At 31.2% G+C, this 19,584-nt stretch carries 16 protein-coding genes; 3 read left to right on the forward strand and 13 right to left on the reverse strand.

Features of this window, described 5'->3' with window-relative positions; genetic code table 11:
* Positions 1–257 precede the first annotated feature (257 nt).
* The 4 genes from rsfS to recX form a co-directional block, all read right to left on the reverse strand.
* Complete coding sequence (gene rsfS, locus BMY82_RS02245) at positions 258–644, reverse strand: ribosome silencing factor (RefSeq protein WP_091974189.1); 387 nt, start codon at positions 642–644, stop codon at positions 258–260.
* Positions 645–648: 4 nt separating this feature from the next.
* Entirely contained in the window at positions 649–1,233 is a 585-nt protein-coding gene (yqeK, locus tag BMY82_RS02250) for a bis(5'-nucleosyl)-tetraphosphatase (symmetrical) YqeK (RefSeq protein WP_091974191.1), read from the reverse strand.
* Complete coding sequence (nadD, locus tag BMY82_RS02255) at positions 1,234–1,923, reverse strand: nicotinate-nucleotide adenylyltransferase (RefSeq protein WP_091974193.1); 690 nt, start codon at positions 1,921–1,923, stop codon at positions 1,234–1,236.
* 461 nt (positions 1,924–2,384) lie between these two features.
* Complete coding sequence (gene recX / locus BMY82_RS02260; protein ID WP_091974195.1) at positions 2,385–3,014, reverse strand: recombination regulator RecX; 630 nt, start codon at positions 3,012–3,014, stop codon at positions 2,385–2,387.
* 369 nt (positions 3,015–3,383) lie between these two features.
* On the opposite strand from recX, the gene crcB (BMY82_RS02265) reads away from it, so the two are divergent.
* From crcB (BMY82_RS02265) to BMY82_RS02275, 3 genes are read left to right on the forward strand one after another with little or no spacing between them, the layout of a single operon-like run.
* Positions 3,384–3,734: a fluoride efflux transporter CrcB gene (crcB, locus tag BMY82_RS02265; protein WP_091974197.1), complete on the forward strand. Its 351-nt coding sequence runs from the start codon at positions 3,384–3,386 to the stop codon at positions 3,732–3,734.
* Between the two features lie 29 nt (positions 3,735–3,763).
* Positions 3,764–4,174: a fluoride efflux transporter CrcB gene (gene crcB / locus BMY82_RS02270; RefSeq protein WP_180366701.1), complete on the forward strand. Its 411-nt coding sequence runs from the start codon at positions 3,764–3,766 to the stop codon at positions 4,172–4,174.
* A 58-nt stretch (positions 4,175–4,232) separates the two neighbouring features.
* Positions 4,233–5,156: a ribonuclease Z gene (locus BMY82_RS02275; RefSeq protein WP_091974338.1), complete on the forward strand. Its 924-nt coding sequence runs from the start codon at positions 4,233–4,235 to the stop codon at positions 5,154–5,156.
* Positions 5,157–5,313: 157 nt separating this feature from the next.
* Here BMY82_RS02275 and BMY82_RS02280 read toward each other — a convergent pair whose 3' ends face one another.
* The 9 genes from BMY82_RS02280 to mreD all read right to left on the reverse strand — a co-directional run bounded on the left by BMY82_RS02280 (position 5,314) and on the right by mreD (position 19,584).
* Positions 5,314–7,089: a [FeFe] hydrogenase, group A gene (locus tag BMY82_RS02280; RefSeq protein ID WP_091974200.1), complete on the reverse strand. Its 1,776-nt coding sequence runs from the start codon at positions 7,087–7,089 to the stop codon at positions 5,314–5,316.
* Complete coding sequence (locus tag BMY82_RS02285; protein WP_091974202.1) at positions 7,083–8,918, reverse strand: NAD(P)-binding protein; 1,836 nt, start codon at positions 8,916–8,918, stop codon at positions 7,083–7,085. Before BMY82_RS02285 ends, BMY82_RS02280 begins: the two co-directional genes overlap by 7 nt.
* A 387-nt stretch (positions 8,919–9,305) precedes the next feature.
* Entirely contained in the window at positions 9,306–10,610 is a 1,305-nt protein-coding gene (locus BMY82_RS02290) for an Rne/Rng family ribonuclease (protein ID WP_091974204.1), read from the reverse strand.
* 210 nt (positions 10,611–10,820) lie between these two features.
* Complete coding sequence (locus BMY82_RS02295; RefSeq protein WP_091974206.1) at positions 10,821–11,522, reverse strand: TIGR03936 family radical SAM-associated protein; 702 nt, start codon at positions 11,520–11,522, stop codon at positions 10,821–10,823.
* Positions 11,522–13,381 carry a TIGR03960 family B12-binding radical SAM protein gene (locus BMY82_RS02300; RefSeq protein ID WP_091974208.1) on the reverse strand — a complete coding sequence of 620 codons (1,860 nt, stop codon included), beginning with the start codon at positions 13,379–13,381 and terminating at the stop codon, positions 11,522–11,524. Before BMY82_RS02300 ends, BMY82_RS02295 begins: the two co-directional genes overlap by 1 nt.
* Positions 13,382–13,544: 163 nt before the next feature.
* Positions 13,545–14,666: a rod shape-determining protein RodA gene (gene rodA / locus BMY82_RS02305; RefSeq protein ID WP_091974210.1), complete on the reverse strand. Its 1,122-nt coding sequence runs from the start codon at positions 14,664–14,666 to the stop codon at positions 13,545–13,547.
* Positions 14,647–15,996 (reverse strand): septum site-determining protein MinC, encoded by a 1,350-nt coding sequence (gene minC, locus BMY82_RS02310; protein WP_091974212.1) that lies wholly within the window; start codon positions 15,994–15,996, stop codon positions 14,647–14,649. The genes rodA and minC overlap by 20 nt, the downstream gene beginning before the upstream one ends.
* A gap of 22 nt (positions 15,997–16,018) precedes the next feature.
* Positions 16,019–19,078 carry a penicillin-binding transpeptidase domain-containing protein gene (locus tag BMY82_RS02315; RefSeq protein ID WP_091974340.1) on the reverse strand — a complete coding sequence of 1,020 codons (3,060 nt, stop codon included), beginning with the start codon at positions 19,076–19,078 and terminating at the stop codon, positions 16,019–16,021.
* 11 nt (positions 19,079–19,089) lie between these two features.
* Positions 19,090–19,584 carry a rod shape-determining protein MreD gene (gene mreD / locus BMY82_RS02320; protein WP_091974215.1) on the reverse strand — a complete coding sequence of 165 codons (495 nt, stop codon included), beginning with the start codon at positions 19,582–19,584 and terminating at the stop codon, positions 19,090–19,092.

Here is a 19,584-nt window from a genome sequence, read left to right on the forward strand (position 1 = left end):
ACAGCTCTCTCGGTAAAGTCTTTATACCAACAACGGTTATGCAATTTAGTCGACAAGTTCAACACGATAAAAATACTATCCTCGCAGAAACGATAGCTCTCTGAAAATCCATCTGTATTTACTACTTCGATTGCATATAATTTATTTTTATAAATTCTAGCTATATTTACATATATTAACACCCTTAAAATTTTCTGTCAATAGAATAAAGGTTTTTTCTTTATTCTATACACAAAAGAATATCTGTATAATTTATTTTAAAGGTCAATTTTTAAAGATTCTGCATCTATTTCGTCAAGCTCTTCGACTTCTACATATGGTGCATCTTTCCACAACTTTTCAAGATTATAGAAACCTCTATTTTCTTCATCAAATATATGAACCATTACATCACCGTAGTCAAGAAGAATCCAGCTCTGAGTATCTCTTCCTTCTTTTCCTCTTGCCTCTATCCCTATTTCTGACATAGCATCTTCAACACTATCAGCTATTGCCTTTACCTGTCTTGCTGTAGATCCTGATGCTATTATAAAGTAATCACATAGGCTAGAAACCTTTCCTATATTCAATACTGCTATATCTTTTCCCAACTTGTCGCTTATCGCTTCACAAATCTGTTTCGTCATATTTTCAACTGTAACCATAATTCTACTCCTTTTCCATACTTTTAATCTTCTGTATGTAATAATTTCTTGCATCCACAGTTCTTGTGTGCAAAGGTGCTTTTTTCTTTAACACCAAAGTAATAGTATTGTCTATAGATTTTACTATTGCTTTATCAATCTCTCCCGAGTATGCCATTTTTCTTAAATCATCAACTCCTGGATAGTCTCTTCCTTCTTCTATAAGGTCAGCTAAATATATAACCTCTTCAATATGAGACATGTCAGGCTTGCCTGTAGTATGATATCTTATTGCCCCTAAAATTTCTTCATCATCAATTCCAAATTCATACTTTGCTATATATGATCCAAGAACACTATGAGATAATGCTGTACTTTTCTTTTCTAAGTCGTCAAGTTCTATACCATATTTCTTACAATACTTATCCACATCAGCAAACTTAACATACTTTGCTGTATCATGCAAAATCCCTGCAATCTCTGCCTTCTTTTTATCACAACCTCGGAATTCACACAATCTTACTGCAGATTTAGCTACATTTAAAGAGTGGCGTTTCCTTTTTTCTGGTAGATAATCGTTTAGTTTCTCAATCATTTCAGATATCTCCATCTACCTACTCGCACCTCCATATAAATTATACTTTCTAATATATTCTTCTACTCTTCCAGGAACAAGATATTTAATGCTTTTTCCGCTTTTAACTCTAGATCTAATATAGGTAGATGATATCTCAAGAGATGGAACATACACCATATCAATATTTGCAGAATAATCTTTTCTATATCTTTCTATGTTTTCCTGTGTTTCAAGTAAATCTATTCCCGGTCTTATGGCTGCAATAAATTTAGCACGTTTAAAATTCTCTTGAAATTCCTTCCAAGACTCCATCTGATTGACTGCATCAGACCCCGTAATAAAATAGATTTCTTCATTTGGATAAGTTTGTCCAATATATCTAAGTGTATCCACAGTATAGTTTGTTTCGCCCTTTGATGCTATTTCATAATCTGATACAAAGAAATCATCGTTCTTAAGAGTCGACATAACAACCATATTGAATCTATGTTTCTTATCCAATATATTTCTTTTATGAGGTGGATCTCCCGTAGGAATAAAAACCACCTTATCAAGTCCATATTTGTCTCTTATAAATTCAGCTGTAGCTAGATGAGCATTATGAATTGGGTTAAATGTCCCACCCATAATTCCTAGCTTCATCTTTTCATTTGATTCTTTAAAGGTTTTCAGCTTTTCTTCATTTTTCTTGTGAGATAAAGCTAGTCTTTCTTCTAACAACATGTTCTTTCCCCTTTATAACCATGATAAATTCATTTTATCACAGCTAAGTATATAAGTCCAATCAGTTTTTTCCATGTTTTTTTGTATAATAACAAATTTTTATTATTTTTTATTCAAAATTTCTTATTTTTCTAATGCAGTATCAAAAAAAATAAAATCCTTTTTGCATATTTACAATATCTTTTTTGTTTTTATACACTTGTGCTAATTTTTATGCAAATTCTATCAGCTCTAAAAAATATTTCATCTGCAAATTAGATACTCCTTTATTTTTCATCGACATAGAGCTTAATTATATCATAAATTCCTATAATAGTGCTTACTATTATAATTATCAAGTTTTTCATTTATCCGTTCCGTCCTAATTATATATTAAACACCACTTGTGTTTTAAAACAAATAAAATTGAAGACTTACACTTAATTAATACTCTGTTATCTATAGATTCTACAGTTAATTAACTAGTCTTCGCCTTCAAGTACTCTTCTAATTGCCGAATTGATGGTATCATAGTCAAATCCCTTATATGCAAGATGCTGATATAGTTTATTTTTGATGGTTCTTTCATCTGTGGATTTAATTTTCGAAATTTTCTTTTTCGCCAAATATATTGCATTCTCCAATTCCTTGTCTCTATCTATTTCAGATATTGCACTTTCAATATATTCTCTTCCTATTCCCTTTGAATATAGATTTTGCTTTATTTTATTCTTGCCTACTTTTTTAAAATTAACATCATTAGCGACTATTCTATCTGCAAATCTTTCATCGTCTACTAATGAATATTTTTTTAAAAACTCTATTACTTCTTCAACTATATCTTCATCAAAATCTTTTAAAAGCTTTTCTCTCATCTTCTTTTCTGACTTTTCCGTTCTAGTAATAGATTGTAGTGCTTTATTCTTAGCTTTCTCATATTCATCAACTTTAAGGATTTCAACGAGTTTATCCTTATCGACTTCCTGTCCTTTTTCTAAATTATATTTATAAATTAGTTCCGCATAAAGAGAAAGAAGGTATTCATCATCTACATATAAATTAACCCTGTCTTTATTCTTTTTTTGAAATTCTATTGCCGTTATTTTTGACATATTATCACTGCCTTTCATTTTAAATTATACCATAAAAATACTTATTATTTTTTAAATAACTACATCTTCATCTATTTGTAACCTATATATTTTTTGTTTATTCGCTATATAAATTTCACCATATATCTAAATACTTATCAATTTCTTCTAAAATTTAAATCTTTCGATATTTGCCAGCGGTTTTCTTCTTACTTCTATTTTCTAATAAAACCTCTATTAGATAATCTTTTTTATTTTCTTTTAATAAGCTAGAAGTCATCTCTATATTATTCTTTTTATTAATTAATTTTACTTTTACCTATAAAAAGCTCTTAAACTATTTCTATTTATGTTATATAATTATTGTTATGTGGAAAAAGAGGTGATAATATGAGTCTAATTCTTCTATCGCTAGGTGGTGGAATAGGAGCTTTAATGAGATATATTTTGTCAAAGATAATAAAAGAACATAGCTATTTTTCAATTCCTATTAGCACTATGCTTATTAATATCATAGGATCTTTTTTCCTTGGTGTTAGTGTTTTTGCAATTCGTGATAACAACTTAGCTGCATTTATACAAACGGGTATTTTAGGAGGATTTACTACTTTTTCTACTTTCTTAGTAGAAAGCTTTGAGCTTTTAAAAGAAGATGGATTTCCTTCTATGTTAAAATATATGCTTCCTACAACTATTTTAGGAGTTATATTTTTTATTATTGGAGCTAGAATGTTTTATTAAGTGGCTTCAAATTTATATGAGGTGATATTTTGAAAAGATTAATATATATTTTTATAGGTGGCTTTTTCGGTGCTTTATTGAGAAATTTGTTTTTTAATATTCCTTTTTTGTCAGATTTTCAGCTAATTCCCTTAAATACTCTAATAGTAAATCTACTTGGATGCTTTTTACTTTCACTTACGGTACATCTTGCTGAAAAATCTATTAAAATGAATGATAATTTGCATGCAGCACTTGCTACTGGACTTTTGGGAGCCTTTACTACTTTTTCTACTTTTTCCAAAAATCTAGCAGATTTAATTTATTCAACAAATTTCTTTCTGGCAGCTATCTATATGATAATTTCGCTTCTAGGCGGGCTTATTATGGTTTATCTAGCTTATTTATGTGCTAATAATATTTATGCTAAAAAATTGAAACAAAAAAATGAATTTATGTAATTATATACTATATACAAGAGTTAACTTTATTTTAAAACTAAGAATGGCAGGTGATGAAATGGTAAACATTACAATGCTTGGAACTGGTGGAAATGTACCATCACCAAATAGATTTTGTTCCAGTGCATTTTTGAACTATAAAGGAAGAAAAATACTTATAGACTGTGGTGAAGGTACTCAGATATCTATGAAAAAAGTTGGATGTGGTTTTAAGGGAATAGACCTTATCCTAATTACCCACTTACATGGTGATCACATTAACGGTTTAATAGGATTGCTTTCAACAATGGGAAATTCAGAAAAAAGAACCCCCCTGACTATTGTTGGACCTAGAGGAATCAAAAGAGCTATTAAGGCAATGCTCGTTTTAATAGAAGGTATTCCCTATCCATTAAATATTATAGAAAATCCTTCAGGGGCTTTTTCAATAAATGATGGTCAATTTAAGGAAATAGAGATTTCTACAATTAAACTTGAACATTCAACTGAATGTATAGGATATAGTCTTTATTTCAAGAGAAATAGAAAGTTTAGTCCTCAAAATGCAATAGAGAATAATGTCCCAAAATATTTATGGAAAAATCTCCAATTAGGTCAAACTTTTTATATTGACGATAATGCTTATACACCAGATATGGTCTTAGGTGAAGAAAGAAAAGGTATTAAATTTAGCTATATTACAGATACAAGACCTATAAATACTATTCCTGATTTTATAAAGGAAAGTGACTTATTCATTTGTGAGGCAATGTACGGAGATGATTTGGATATTGCCAAGGCAGTAAAGAACAAGCATATGACATTTAGAGAGTCTGCTAGTTTGGCAAAACTTGGAAAAGTAAAACATCTTTTACTTACACATTTTTCTCCATCAGTAGATAATCCTAGTTATTTTATTGAAAATGCAAGGTCTGTATTTAAAAATACAACTATTGCCCATGATGGTATAAAAATTGATTTAAGTTATAGTGCTGAAGACTAAGTCAATTTTGCAAGAAAACAGATATTTTATAATTACTGTTATTTAAAATTTATAAATGAATCTAGCTATTTTAAACATATAAAAATGCAGGAAAAATCTCTCCTGCATTTTTTATTATATATTTTCTAAGTTTTATTAATAATTTTATATAGTTTTTTTATTTAAAATTATATCTAAATTTACTATCTTCGTCCATTGAGAATATTGGAGATAAAGGCATCTTCCAAGATTCATGGTCTGTGTGAAGTAGCTTATGAGCAATTTCAGAATTTGGCTTTCCAAGATATTCGCTATATATTTTTTGTATTGCTGGATTTTCATGTGAATACCTTAAATACATCTTTTTATCAAGCTTATAAAGCTTGTTAGCCCTAGTATATGCTAATTCACAACCATCCTTAATAGGTTGTCCTCCGCCACCAGAGCAGCCTCCAGGACATGCCATTACCTCTACAAAGTCATACTTAACTTCTCCTCTTATTAAAGCATCCATCAACTCTCTAGCATTTCTAAGTCCACTTACTACAGCCACACTTAATTCATTTCCAGCTATTGAAAATTTAGATTCTCTCCAACCTTCTTCTCCTCTTACAGATACAAAAGAATCTGGATCAGGATTTTTCCCTGTTACAAAATAATACGCGCTTCTAAGAGCTGCTTCCATTACACCACCAGTAGCACCAAATATTACACCTGCGCCACTTCCTATTCCAAGAGGTGAGTCAAATGATTCTTCTTTTAGTTTGCTAAAGTCAAGGTTTTCCGCTCTTATCATCTTTTCCATTTCTCTTGTTGTAATAACTATATCTACATCTCTTTGTGCTTCTGTATCATTTATTGTCTCAATCTCTGCTTCTTTTTTCTTTGCAGTACATGGCATAATAGATATACAGCATATTTTGTTTGCATCTACTCCCAAAAGATCTGCATAATATGATTTTGCTACTGCTCCAAACATCTGCTGAGGAGATTTTGATGTTGACAAATACTTTACCATATCTGGATACTGAGATTTCATAAATCTCACCCAACCAGGACAACATGATGTGAACATAGGGAGGTCTCTTCCACCTGATGTATATACTTCTAGGAATTCGTTTGCCTCTTCCATTATTGTAAGGTCAGCGCTAAAGTTTGTATCAAATACATAATCAAAACCAATTTTCTTTAGTGCCGCAACCATCAAGCTAGGTGTAGCTGACTTTTCTTCTATATTAAGGTTTTCTGCCCATGCAGCCCTTACTGCAGGTGCAACTTGAACTACTGTTATAAGATTTTCATCCTCTATTGCATCGTACACTCTATGAGTATCGTTTCTTGTTGTTAGAGAACCTACTGGACAATGTGTTATACACTGACCACACAATACACAATCTGCATCTTCTATTTGTCTATTATGAGAAACATCTACAGTAGTTCTTGAACCACTATTTACAACGTCCCATATTCCAAGACTTTGAATTTTATCACATACCTGTATACATCTCATACATTTTATACACTTTGAAAAATCCTTCTGTAAAGGAAAATCCTTATTCCAGGCTCTTTTTTCATATTTTATTTTATATGGCATAGAGTCCACATTTAGGTCGTTTGCTATTTCTTGAAGTGAACAATTACCACTTCTTACACATGTAGCACAACTAAAATCATGTTGTGAAAGTATAAATTCTATATTTGTCCTTCTTGCTCTTCTTACTTTTGGACTATTTGTTTTTACAACCATACCATCTTCAACTACTGTATTACAAGCTGTTAGAAGTTTGTCCGTTCCTTCTACTTCAACTGAACATACTCTACACGCACCTATTTCATTTATTTCTCTCAAGAAACACAACCTAGGTATAATAATGCCCGTTTCCTTTGCAGCATCTATTATTTTAGTACCTTCCTCTACCATTATAGTCTGATTATCTATAGTTACTTTTACCATATTGATGTTCTACCTCCTCTGAAGTTACCCCATCCAAAATGATCACATCTTAAACATCTTCCTGCTTCCTGTGCAGCCTCTTCTGGAGTAAGTCCTTTTTCTACCTCTGCAAAGTTATTCTTTCTCTCATGAGTACTTATTTCCTTCATGTTTGCCCTTGCACAAGGATTTCTATCATTCCATCTTATTTTTGGAAGGTCGATATCTACACTTATTAAATGGTTAAAGCCTAGGTATTCATCTATATTAGCAGCAGCAACCTTACCTGCTCCAATTGCCTTTATTACAGTTGCAGGACCTGTTACACAGTCACCACCTGCAAAGATACCAGGTATATTTTCCACCTCACTAGAATTTAAAGCTTCAATAATACCTCTCTTTACTGGCATTCCGAACTCCTTAAAGTGCTTTGATTCTATGTTTTGCCCAATTGCAACTATTAACTTATCACATTCTAATCTAACAGGCTTTTCACTTGAATTTCTAGGTCTTGGTCTAGAACTCTTATCCATTTCTCCAACTATCTGTGGCTGAATCCAAACAGCCTTTATATTATTATCTTCATCAGTTTCTATTTTTATAGGAGCCATTTGAGAATATAGCTCACAACCTTCTATTAAAGCTTCTTCTATTTCTTCCTTTAGACAAGTCATATCTTCTTTTCTTCTTCTATACACTATAGACACTCTTTCGGCGTTACATCTATTGGCTGTACGAGCACTATCCATTGCTACATTACCTCCACCGATTACGATTACCTTCTGACCTGTCAAATCCGGGTAATTTTCATCACCTATCATCTTTAGCATCTCAACAGCAGAAATAGCTCCCTTAGCATCTTCGCCTTCTATTCCTAACTTTTTAAAATCATGAGCTCCTATAGCTATATACATAGCATCACATTCTTTTGTTATATCCTCTATTGATATATCTTTACCTACCTCTATATTTCTATGAACTTCTATACCTGTTTTAAGTATAGCATCTATATCTTCTTGTAAACGTTCTCTCGGAAGTCTGTATTTTGGTATACCATATCTCAACATACCACCAAGTTTTTTGCTTCTTTCATATACTACAACCTTGTGTCCCATAAGTGATAGATAATATGCTGCACTTAATCCACTTGGACCACCACCTACTATTGCTACCTTTTTGCCTGTTGATTCTGCACAAGCTGGAGGTGGAACTATACCTGCATGATCGACTGCATACTTCTTCATCCCTCTTATATTCATAGGTGCATCTACCATAGTTCTTCTACATCTTGCCTCACAAGGATGTTCACACACTAGGGCACACGCAGTAGGGAATGGATTGTCTTTTCTAATAAGCCTAACTGCATCTGCATATCTTTTTTCTCCAATTAGGGCTATGTAACCAGGTATGTCTACACCTGCTGGACACATTGCAACACATGGTACTGATATGTTTCTATCCATTGAACATTTTGAAGTTCTTATATGGGAAAGGTAGTCGTCTCTAAATCCAACTATTCCCTTGAGAACCATTTCCGCAGCCTCATAACCTATTGCACAATCTGCTGTTTTTATAATTACTCTTACAGTATCTTCAATTAGCTCCAAAGTTTCCTCTGTTGCTTCTCCATCAAGTACACTTTCAATCATCTCCTGAAGTTTGTCTAGCCCTACTCTACAAGGAACACATTTTCCACATGTTTGAGCATGACACAGTTTCAAAAATGCAAGAGAAACCTCTACAGGACATATTCCTGGAGGACTTGACACAATTCTTCTTTCTAGATCTTTATATAGACCTTCAACTACTATCTGAGCTGTATCTGGAGTATTGATGTATAACCTACTCATTAAAATACCTCCTTAATTAAGTTTTAAAAAGATTTACATAATCACTTATAATCTTATTCTGTACAATTAATTTTATAAAGATTTTCTCCTTTTTGATTATATATTAAGTAACCTTTTTATTTGCTTCTTTATTCTTATAGTAACATATAAGCAAAAAATTTTCATCAATTTTTTTAATAAATTTCTTAAAAAAATTAATTATATCTAAAAAATCACTACTTAATTTATTAATAAGTAGTGATTTTTTTCACATTTATTTTATATTATTAATTACAGTTTTTCTATTATTACTTATTTATCTGAATAAAGGTAATTTTTCAACACTTTATTTATTGAATTAATTATTTTTTAATATATTTTTTTAACAATTTATACACAGATATTATGTTAAATAAATTTTAAATTAACATTATATTTTTTCTCTATTTCATTTAATTTATCTGATATATTATCTAGATCTATATTTTTTTTCTCTATTTCTACTCTCTCTTTTCCTAAATGATACTTTTCATATATAACTTTTCTTTCTATAATATCTAAATCTCTATTTTCTGAATCGAAATACTGATCAAGACTTTTTTCCTTTCTCATTCTAGATATTTCAACTAAACCTAACTTTGTAAAGCCATGAACTTTGCTTCTCTTTCCCTCTTTTTCAAGATAAGTGCTTAATTTTTCTAAAAGCATATTTTTGTTTTTTCTACTCTGCATATCAATAAAATCAACTATAATTATACCGCTAATATCCCTCATAATAATCTGTTTAGATATCTCTTCTGCAGCTTCAATATTTACATTATACACAGTATCTTCATATCCGGACTTACCTTTGAAACTTCCTGTATTAACATCTATAACTGTCATTGCCTCAGTTTTATCAATTACTATATAGGCACCACTTTTAAGCCAGACATTTCTGCTTGTATATTTTTTTAACATATTATTAACTCCATATGCCTCAAAAATATCTATATTTTTTTCTTTTTTTAACTTTTCTAGATATTCTAGTTTTATAGATTTTACGAGATCTCTCAAGGGTCTGTTTATCTCTCCATCAACATAGACAATTCTATACACTTCTTCTGATAAGTTTTCTTTTATATATGAAAAAATACTTCCTTTATCCTTATAAAGTAACTTCGGATAGAAACTGGACTCATACTCTTCAACTAACTTATCATATTTATCTTTTAGTTCTTCTATATCTTTTTTCAATTCTTCTATACCTTGACCTTGAGCCTCTGTTCTTACTATAAAGCCCTTTTCTCCATTAGAAGCCTCTAAAACAAGTTTTTTCAGTCTTTTTTTCTCATCATTATCTTTAATCTTACTAGAAAAAACTAATTTGGTGTTTGAAGGTATATATACAAGATACCTTCCTGAAAAATCTATTTCTCTACTTACCTTCGCTCTTTTATCGCCCTTCTCTTCCTTTTTTACCTGTACAAGAATTCTTTCGCCTTCTTGAATTTTTTCATCTTTAGATACTTTCAAATAAGCAGGGTTTCTTTCACCTATATCTACAAAACAAGCGTCCATTGTAGATATAATCTTTTCTACTTTTCCTCTATATATATTTTTTATATTTAGAGATTTGTTTTTTTCCTCTATAATAATCTTCTCTAATTCTCCATTATTAATTACTGCTAGCTTTCTAGAAGCTATAAAATCTTCTATTATGTATTCCTTCATATTATCACCACTAACTATTTATTTTTTCAATATATATGCTATATTATACACTATTTCATCTTAAATTTCTAAATTTAACCTAGCTTTTTAAATATAAGCTTAAAAATACTCTTAAAATATCTTCTGTAATTTTACTAAGATCATATTTTTCATTAATAAATATTCAAAATAAAAAGGCACCTAGGCTAATATAAGCAGGTGCCAATTTTATTAAAATGGTGTTATCATTTTACCATCTTCTTCAAAATATAAGTCATTTCTTACAATATCTACATCAAGAGAATCCATTTCTATTTCAAGATATTCAAGTAACATCGGTATAAAAACATTTGTATTTAGATTCTGTTTTGAACCAGTTGCCAAAACAGAAGATATTTTTATTTCATCTTCATTTGCATCTATTAAAGATAAAGTCTTTATCAAAGGTCTTATATCTATTTCTACAATTTTTTTCTTTTTATTTCTCTTTGTCGTAATAATAGATTCAGAATCCATCATTTCTTCAAGTTTTGACGATACTAATTCTTCTTTAAGATTCAGTTTATTGGGAATTATAAACACATAATCTCCATATATTATATTTGATGCAAGAGCTTTTTCCCCACCTTGAAGCTCTATACACTTTATAAATTGCATTCCATCTGGAAGTTGCTTATTTATTCTTTCCATTAACTCTTTACAATCTATATCTTCATTTTCTATTTCTATATCTACATATTCTCCAAAACTCTCTACACCTAAAGCTAGTGCATTACCATAACTCATTTTAGGATGCGGATTAAATCCCTGAGAAAATGAAAGTTCTACATCAGCTCTTCTAAATGCTCTTTGTAAAAGTCTCTGAACATCCAAGTGGGAAATATATATCATGTCTTCATTTTTGACAAATTTTATTCTCATTATTTTTGACATTAGCATAATCCCCTTCCTATATCATTTGTATTTATACCGCATCCATTACATCCATGTCTACAGTCTTTTGTTATCTTATCGTTTCTCGCTGTTTCATTTTCTCTTATAAGAAACTCTTTTGTTACTCCTACATCTATGTGATCCCATGGGAACACTTCATCATAACTTCTTTCTCTATGTGCATAGAAACTTGGATCAAGACCTTCTTTTTCCATTGCATTTAACCATCTATCTAGATCGAAATGTTCTGACCAACCATCGAACTTAGCTCCGTTTTTAAATACTTCCAAAAGAACTGCTCCCAACCTTCTATCTCCTCTTGCAAATACAGCCTCCATCAAACTTGTCTTTGAATCATGATAATTATATTTTATGTTACCATTTCTAAGTCTGCCTATTAAATGCTTCTGCTTTGCCTTTATTTCATCTTGCGTATCCTGACCATGCCATTGGAAAGGTGTAAATGGCTTTGGAACAAATGTTGATGTACTTACTGTTACACCAAATTTTCCTCTTAACTTTCCACCGTGTACTTCTCTGTATATGTCAATTACCTCATATGCAAGATCTCTTATTCCGTCTAAATCTTCATATGTTTCTGTAGGCAAACCTATCATAAAGTAAAGCTTGACACTATTCCAGCCCATTTCAAAAGCCTTACCTACTGCATTTCTTAAATCTTCTTCAGTAACACCCTTGTTGATTACATCTCTAAGTCTCTGAGTTCCAGCCTCTGGAGCAAATGTTAAACCAGTCTTTCTTACCTGTTGAATTTTTTCTGCTATTTCCATTGAAAAATTGTCCAGTCTTAAAGACGGAAGAGAAACCCCTATGTTTTGAGGTGCATATTCCTCTACAAGAAAATCTGTTATCTCTTGTATCTTAGAGTAGTCACTCGTACTTAAAGATGATAAAGATATTTCATCGTATCCTGTATTTTTAACCATATTATCAACAATTTCTTTTAATCTTTCTAAAGATTTTTCTCTTATAGGTCTATATATCATACCTGCCTGACAGAATCTACATCCCCTAGTACAGCCTCTAAAAAGCTCAAGAACTATTCTATCATGCACTGTTTCTATAAATGGAACTATCATTTTTTCAGGATATTCTGCAAGATCCATATTCTCTACTATTCTTTTTCTCGGTCTATCTGGTGCAATATCTACTAACTTATTTAACTTCTTAACAGTACCGTCTTCATTATATTCAAATTCATAAAATGAAGGTATGTAAACACCATCTATTGTTGCTATTTTCTTTAAAAAGTCCACTCTAGTCTGACCATTTTCATATGGATTGCTTTTTATCCATTCCTTGTATGCTCTTATTACATCAAGGTTCATATACTCACCTTCACCTAAAACAACAATGTCTACAAAGTCAGCTAAAGGTTCAACATTATAGGCGCAAGATCCTCCTACAAGAATAAATGGATCTTTTTCACCTCTGTCTTTGGCAAGCATAGGTATCCTTGCAAGGTCCAACATATTAAGAATATTGGTATAGCACATTTCATACTGAAGAGAAAATGTTACAAAATCAAAATTTGTTATTGCTTCTCTTGATTCAAGTCCAAATAGAGGAATATTGTTTTCTCTCATTTTTTCTTCCATATCTACTCCTGGAGTATATACTCTTTCACAAAATACATCTTCTTCCTTGTTTATGCAATTGTAAAGGATATGACTTCCAAGATGACTCATTCCTACTTCATATATGTCAGGAAAGCAATGCGCATATCTAATTAAATTCTCATTTGAAGTATCTTTATGAATAGTATTCAATTCATTTCCCAGATATCTAGCAGGTTTTTCAACCTTTTTCAAAATTCTTTTTATGTTTACTTTTTCCAAAATTTTCCTCCGATTCCAATATAGTTTTATAGGGCTTACATTTTTCAATACAAGCCCTAGTTCAATTAATATTCACCTATTTATTATACACCATCATAGGAGAGTTTCAATTTTTATTTTTGAAAATATCCTATTTTACTACCTTATATCAAAGATATTTTTATTAATATAAGTTTATTCTCTTTCGCCTTATATAAACGTTTAGGACGATACCGATATTTGCCATAGATGTAAGTATCGAACTACCTCCGTAGCTCACAAATGGAAGTGTTACGCCTGTTACAGGCATCATCCCAACTGTCATACCTATATTTTGTATTATCTGATATGCAAACATACCTGTAATACCTGCTACTATAAATGTTCCATATGTATTTTTAGACCTTTTAGCTATTGTTAAAAGCCTTGTAATAAGAAGTACAAACATCAATATTAAAAACATCATTCCTATAAGACCAAACTCTTCTCCTACAACAGCAAATATAAAGTCACTATCTCTTACTGGAAGGAAGTTTTCCTGATTTTGAGATCCGTGATAAAGTCCTTTCCCTGTAAGTCCACCTGAACCTATCGCTATCATAGATTGGAGTACTTGGTAGTTACTAGATGCTTCTGGATTTAAAAAGTTTACTATTCTTATTCTCTGATGAGGTGCCATAAGAAAATACATCAATGGTGCAAGTATAATACCTGCTATTACAACATTTCTTATAACTTTCTTGTCTATCCCTGCAGAATAAAGCATAAAGAATATTATACACATAAATACTATAGCTGTTCCAAGGTCTGGTTGTCCTAATAATAAACCTATAAATGGAAGTGCATATACTACTAGTTTTCCTAGCGTTTTTAAATCCTTTATATTATCTTTATTCATATCTACAATTTTTGCATAACTTAAAATAAATGTAAGCTTTGCAATTTCAGATGTTTGCAGATTAATTAAACTACCTATTCTTATCCATGATCTTGCGCCAAATTGCTTATCACCAATTCCTGGTATCAGAACTATCACAAGCATGAATATACTAAATATATATAGTTCTTTATAGTATTTACCTATGCTGTTATAATCAAATATTAACAATACAGCTATTACTACTATTCCCAAAGCAAAGGCTGTTAACTGAACTATTATCTGTTTAAAGTTACCAGTAACATTTACATGAGTGGCACTACTTAATACGAGCAGCCCAAAGAAAAATATTATAAAAACTATAGAAACAAGTTTCCAATCTATATTTCTTATAATTCTGCCTTTTTTGCTATAATCTATCTTCTTCATTATCCACCTCTTCCTCTATGAGTAAATCTTTTAGTCTATCAACTAATCTTTTCTTTTTACTCTCTCCAGAAGTCTTTACAGAATCACCGTCTTTTACAACTCTGATTTTACTTGCATTTTTCCTTACTTTTTTGTTTTTTTCTAAATCCAGACTATTATCAACAGTTTTTTTATCGCTTAATTTTAAATTTTTTATTTTATTTTCTGTCTTCCTACCGTCAACTTCACGTCTTCTTTTTTTACTTATTTTTCTCTTTTTCAACTTATCTTGATTTATATCTATTGCTTTATCTTTATCTAAATCTGTATTTAAAGCAATTTCTTTAACTTCATCAATCTTTCTTTTATTTTCTATATCACTTGACAGGTCATTTGAAAAAAGTGCAGATATATTTCCAATTTTTTTATCATCTTTCAAACGACTTTCTCCATTAGAAACTTTACTTTCCTTACTTTCCTTTTGTTCAAGTTCTTCTTTTGAAATAATTCTATCTGTTTCGCTACTGTACTTTATTTCATATGCAAGGTCGTTAAAAGACTGATTCTTCTCCATCATAACCCCCTGCTCTTTTACGTCAAAAGCGCCATAGCTTGTGTCCTTAATGCTAGTAGGCGAGTATTTATAAAGAATTTCCTTTTTCTGTGAAACTGCTATTTTCCCATTTTCATCTATATATGCTATTTCAGGATTACTCATACTAGTTCTTCTTTTGCACATTACTATTTCACTTTCACGATTAAATATAGCTATTTTTTGAGCATTTATTTGTCTAGCTACTATACAAGCACTATCATTACCGTATGCACCTGCATATGCCTTTCCTCTTATTTCTCCCATTACCGTAATATTTCCACCGGCAATGACCGTTGCATCTATCTCTACACTTCCCAAAATCACTATATCACATGAAGCTTTTATTAAGGAATTTGAAGGCACTGTAGTCATAAATACAAGGCTCCCATTGTAATCTACTTCCTCATTTTCCTCTACATCCATAACATACAAAGTTCTAACTGCCTTAAATATAGCTGTTGCACCTTTATATTCCTTTTTCTTCATCATCTGATTGAAGTGAAATTCATCAACCCCTACATAATCAATATTGTAGTTTTCACTAAGATATTCAATTATGAGTTTTTTTTGGTAGGGAGATATATAGTTACTATCTATATCCGTAAGTATTGCCCCTACAAAAAAGTTTGGGGATGATTTTATTTTGCTTGAGATAGAATCAAAAATATTTTCCATAGAGCATTCTTTGTTTATATACAGAATCAGCCCTCGTCCTGTTCCTTTAAATTCAACTGCATCTCTTTCCCTAAAGCTCATAATATCATCCCTTCACTTATTACTAATCAATTCCTTCTATATCACTATCTAAGTCTCTTGTTCTATCATCCTCTTCAACTTTATTGTCGTCAGAATTTTTCTTTTCAGAATTGTTATCTGTATTTTTGTCTTCTTTTATATCTTCCTTTTTCATATCTTTATTTTCTTCTTTGTCTTTTTCTTCGTCTTTTTCTTCTTTCAAAAGACCAAAATACTGTCCCAAAACTTCTCTTATAGGAAGAACTGCATATGAACTGGACTCTCCCTGAGGTATTACACAAGCTACAGCAATCTGTGGATCATCAGCTGGTGCAAAGGCTACACACCAAGCAAAAGAACCATAATCTGGCTTGAATCTATCTATGTCAGAGTCTGTTATATTTGGATTGAGAGCTTTTATAGCCTTTCTCAAATAAAATGCATTGATTTTATCTGTATCCTCTAGCTTTACTCTTACTCCTGCGTTTAACTCTTCTTCATATTTTTTTCTATCTTCCTTAGAAGTTTTTTTATTCTTTATTTTCTCTTTAAGTTCATTTATCTTTTCATTTGTAAGAGCTCTTTCTTTTTCAAATTTAAGCTCCTTATATTTTTCCATTAACTCATCTTTTTTCACCGAATATGAATCCAAGTGAGATAACAAATATTCAAACTCATTGTCACTAGGTATCTTACCACTTTTTTCAGCAGTACCTGTCTTAGATGCTACTGTAACTGGGAAGTTCCCAAATGCCTTTTTGGCAAGTCCATCTCTTGAAACTCTTACCATACCTTCTGTTAAATCTTTTAAATTAGAAGAGTCTTTAAACTTTATCTTTTCAGACTTTCTTTCTGTTTTTTCAGTTACTTTTCCCTTAGGATCTTCTACCTTATCTACGACATTCATCTTTACAAGATTTCCGCCATTGGCTATAGCAGCTATATATCTTACGACCTGAGAAGGATTGTAGGCATTTTCACCCTGACCTATTGCAAGGTTAAATGTATCTCCTGTACCCCACTTTGCAAAGTTAAAGTAGCTATATACCATAAAGTCTGCATCGCTTTCAATGTCCTCTTCCTTAACACCTAATTCACCGAGTCTTTTTATTGTTTCTTTTCTTCCTGGAGTTTTTTCTTCATCTATCCAGCTTACTATTTCATCTATCTTCTTTTCATATTCATCTCTGTCTTTTTCATAACTTATATCCTTAAAATGAGTCTTCATTCTTCTTTCAAGCGCCATCTTCAACTGAATCTTAGTTCTTTCAGCCTTTTGCTCCTCACTTGGAACCTTACCATTTCTTTCCTCAAGCTGATTTTCAAGACCAGTCCCTTCATTTAGACCAAACTTTTTAGCATACTCAAGAATTTTTTTAGCACCCATTCCAAGATTTAGATTCTGACCTGTCATCCAGTTTCTATCACTACCTATTACATAGAAATATATATTACAAGATTCCTGTATAGCCTTGTAAAGATTTTCTACTCCGTGATTTTTTCCACCATGATGCCATATATAGTCGGCAAAGTTTCTTCCACCTAATCTTATAACTCCAGGGTCATTAATTGTGTACCCTGGATCTAAACCTGAATCAAGAGCTGCCATTGCAGTAATCAACTTGAATGTAGAACCTGGCTGGAATGCTCCCTGAGTTGCAAGGTTTAAAAGTGGATTTGGTGCAAGAAAGTCGTTTTTATTCTTTGGCAAATAGTTATTATAATCCTTAGATGTAATTCCACCTGCAAACTTGTTAGGATCATAATTGGGGAAACTTGCCATAGACAAAACATCTCCATTTTTTACATCAATAGCCACTATTGCACCGGACTTTGCATTAGGTGCTCTTTCACTTATCGCTATATCTCCAAACTGACTCTTAAATGTATTTCCTGTTCTAGCCGCCTCTATTGCATCTTCTAGTGATTTCTCTGCCACCTTTTGAAGTTTGCTATCTAATGTTAATTGGACGCTATTACCCGATACAGGAGATACGGATTTCATCTCATCTATTACACGACCTACACTATCTACTTTTACTTCTTTGTATCCTGGCTTACCTTTTAATTTATCCTCATAGCTATGTTCTATTCCAGAAAGCCCTATTAAATCATCAGCCTCATAGCCATTATTTTTTAAGTCTTCCGCCTTTGATGACGGAATCTTTCCAACATATCCTAAAACATGAGCTGCTAGATTCCCTTCTGGATATACTCTCTTTTGCTCAACTGCTACCGATACACCTGACAGTTCCATAGCATTTTCCTCGATCTGAGCAACAGTTTCCTTTTTTATACCCTTTGCAAGAGTAACAGGATTATACTGAGTATATCTTTTAGATTTTAAAAGGTCTCTTACTAACATTATTTTTCTTGCTTCACCATCAGACAAAGTTTTGTCTATTTTATAATAATCTTTTCTTATTTTTTCAAAAGCATCTTTTGCTGTTATATCTGAATCTAAACTGTAACTGCTCAACCAGTCCTCTTTATTTTTCTGCTCAGTAAACTTCCAGTCCTTAACAAGTATCGGTGGATAGTAACCAAGTGAATTCATCTTAGACTGTAGCTTTACAGGATCCAGATTTCTATCAGAAATTGAAAGTACATCATTCTTTATTAGTGAATCTACAACATAATAAAAACACTTTTTAGGAGAATAATTCATCGGTATTCCATTTTCTGATTTAAAATCTCTAATCTTTTTATCAAAAGTAAAGTAGTATTTACCGTCATCTATTATTATAGGAAATTCATCAGTATACTTTTCTCCATTTCTCTCAAGTATATTAATAATCGAATAAGCTATTCTGTTTGGACCCTCTTTCTCGTTTTCACCGAGCTTATTAAAAGAGTCAGCTACAATCTGAACCGCAAATTCAGGCTTATTTCCTGCAAGTACAACTCCATTTCTATCTTTAATTTCACCTCTTGGTGCCTGTACTAATATCTGTTTATAGGTTTTCTGATTTGCTAGTTCTGAGTAATGAGAATTTCTAATGGTAGTCATAAAAAGTATTTTGACAAATATGACCAGCAATACTACTACTATTATTTTATTAATAGTATTTAGTCTTTTTTTAATAATCGAATTTTTTTTCACCTTTGCCACCACTACTCTTCTCTTAATTTTTTAAGTTTTTTACCAAATATTCTATATCCTATATAGGCAAAAATGGTATTTCCCACAGGTATTATTATCAAACTTTTTGCTATTGCAATAATAATTGGTGTCGGTATAAAGAATATCGCTGAAAACACGGCATTTATTATAGAATAAAATATACTTATCACAAATACAAGTAAGCATATTATCCCTATTTTATCCTTAAATATCGACTTTTCAATTACCGATATAAAATATGATATAACTAGGAAAAGAATAGCTGTTACTCCAACTATTCCCCCCGATATTACATCGCTTAGTATTCCCAATATACCTGCAAGTATTAAAGAATTATTCTTATCTATATATAGAGATATAAACACTATATAGATCATAAGAAAGTTTACACTTACATAGTGACCTATAAAGTTTGTAAAAAATGTCTCTAAAAATATTATCAAAAGCCCAATAAAAAAAAGTATTAAATATCTTATATTCTTCAT

Source organism: Peptostreptococcus russellii (assembly GCF_900110295.1).
Classification (GTDB): domain Bacteria; phylum Bacillota; class Clostridia; order Peptostreptococcales; family Peptostreptococcaceae; genus Peptostreptococcus; species Peptostreptococcus russellii_A.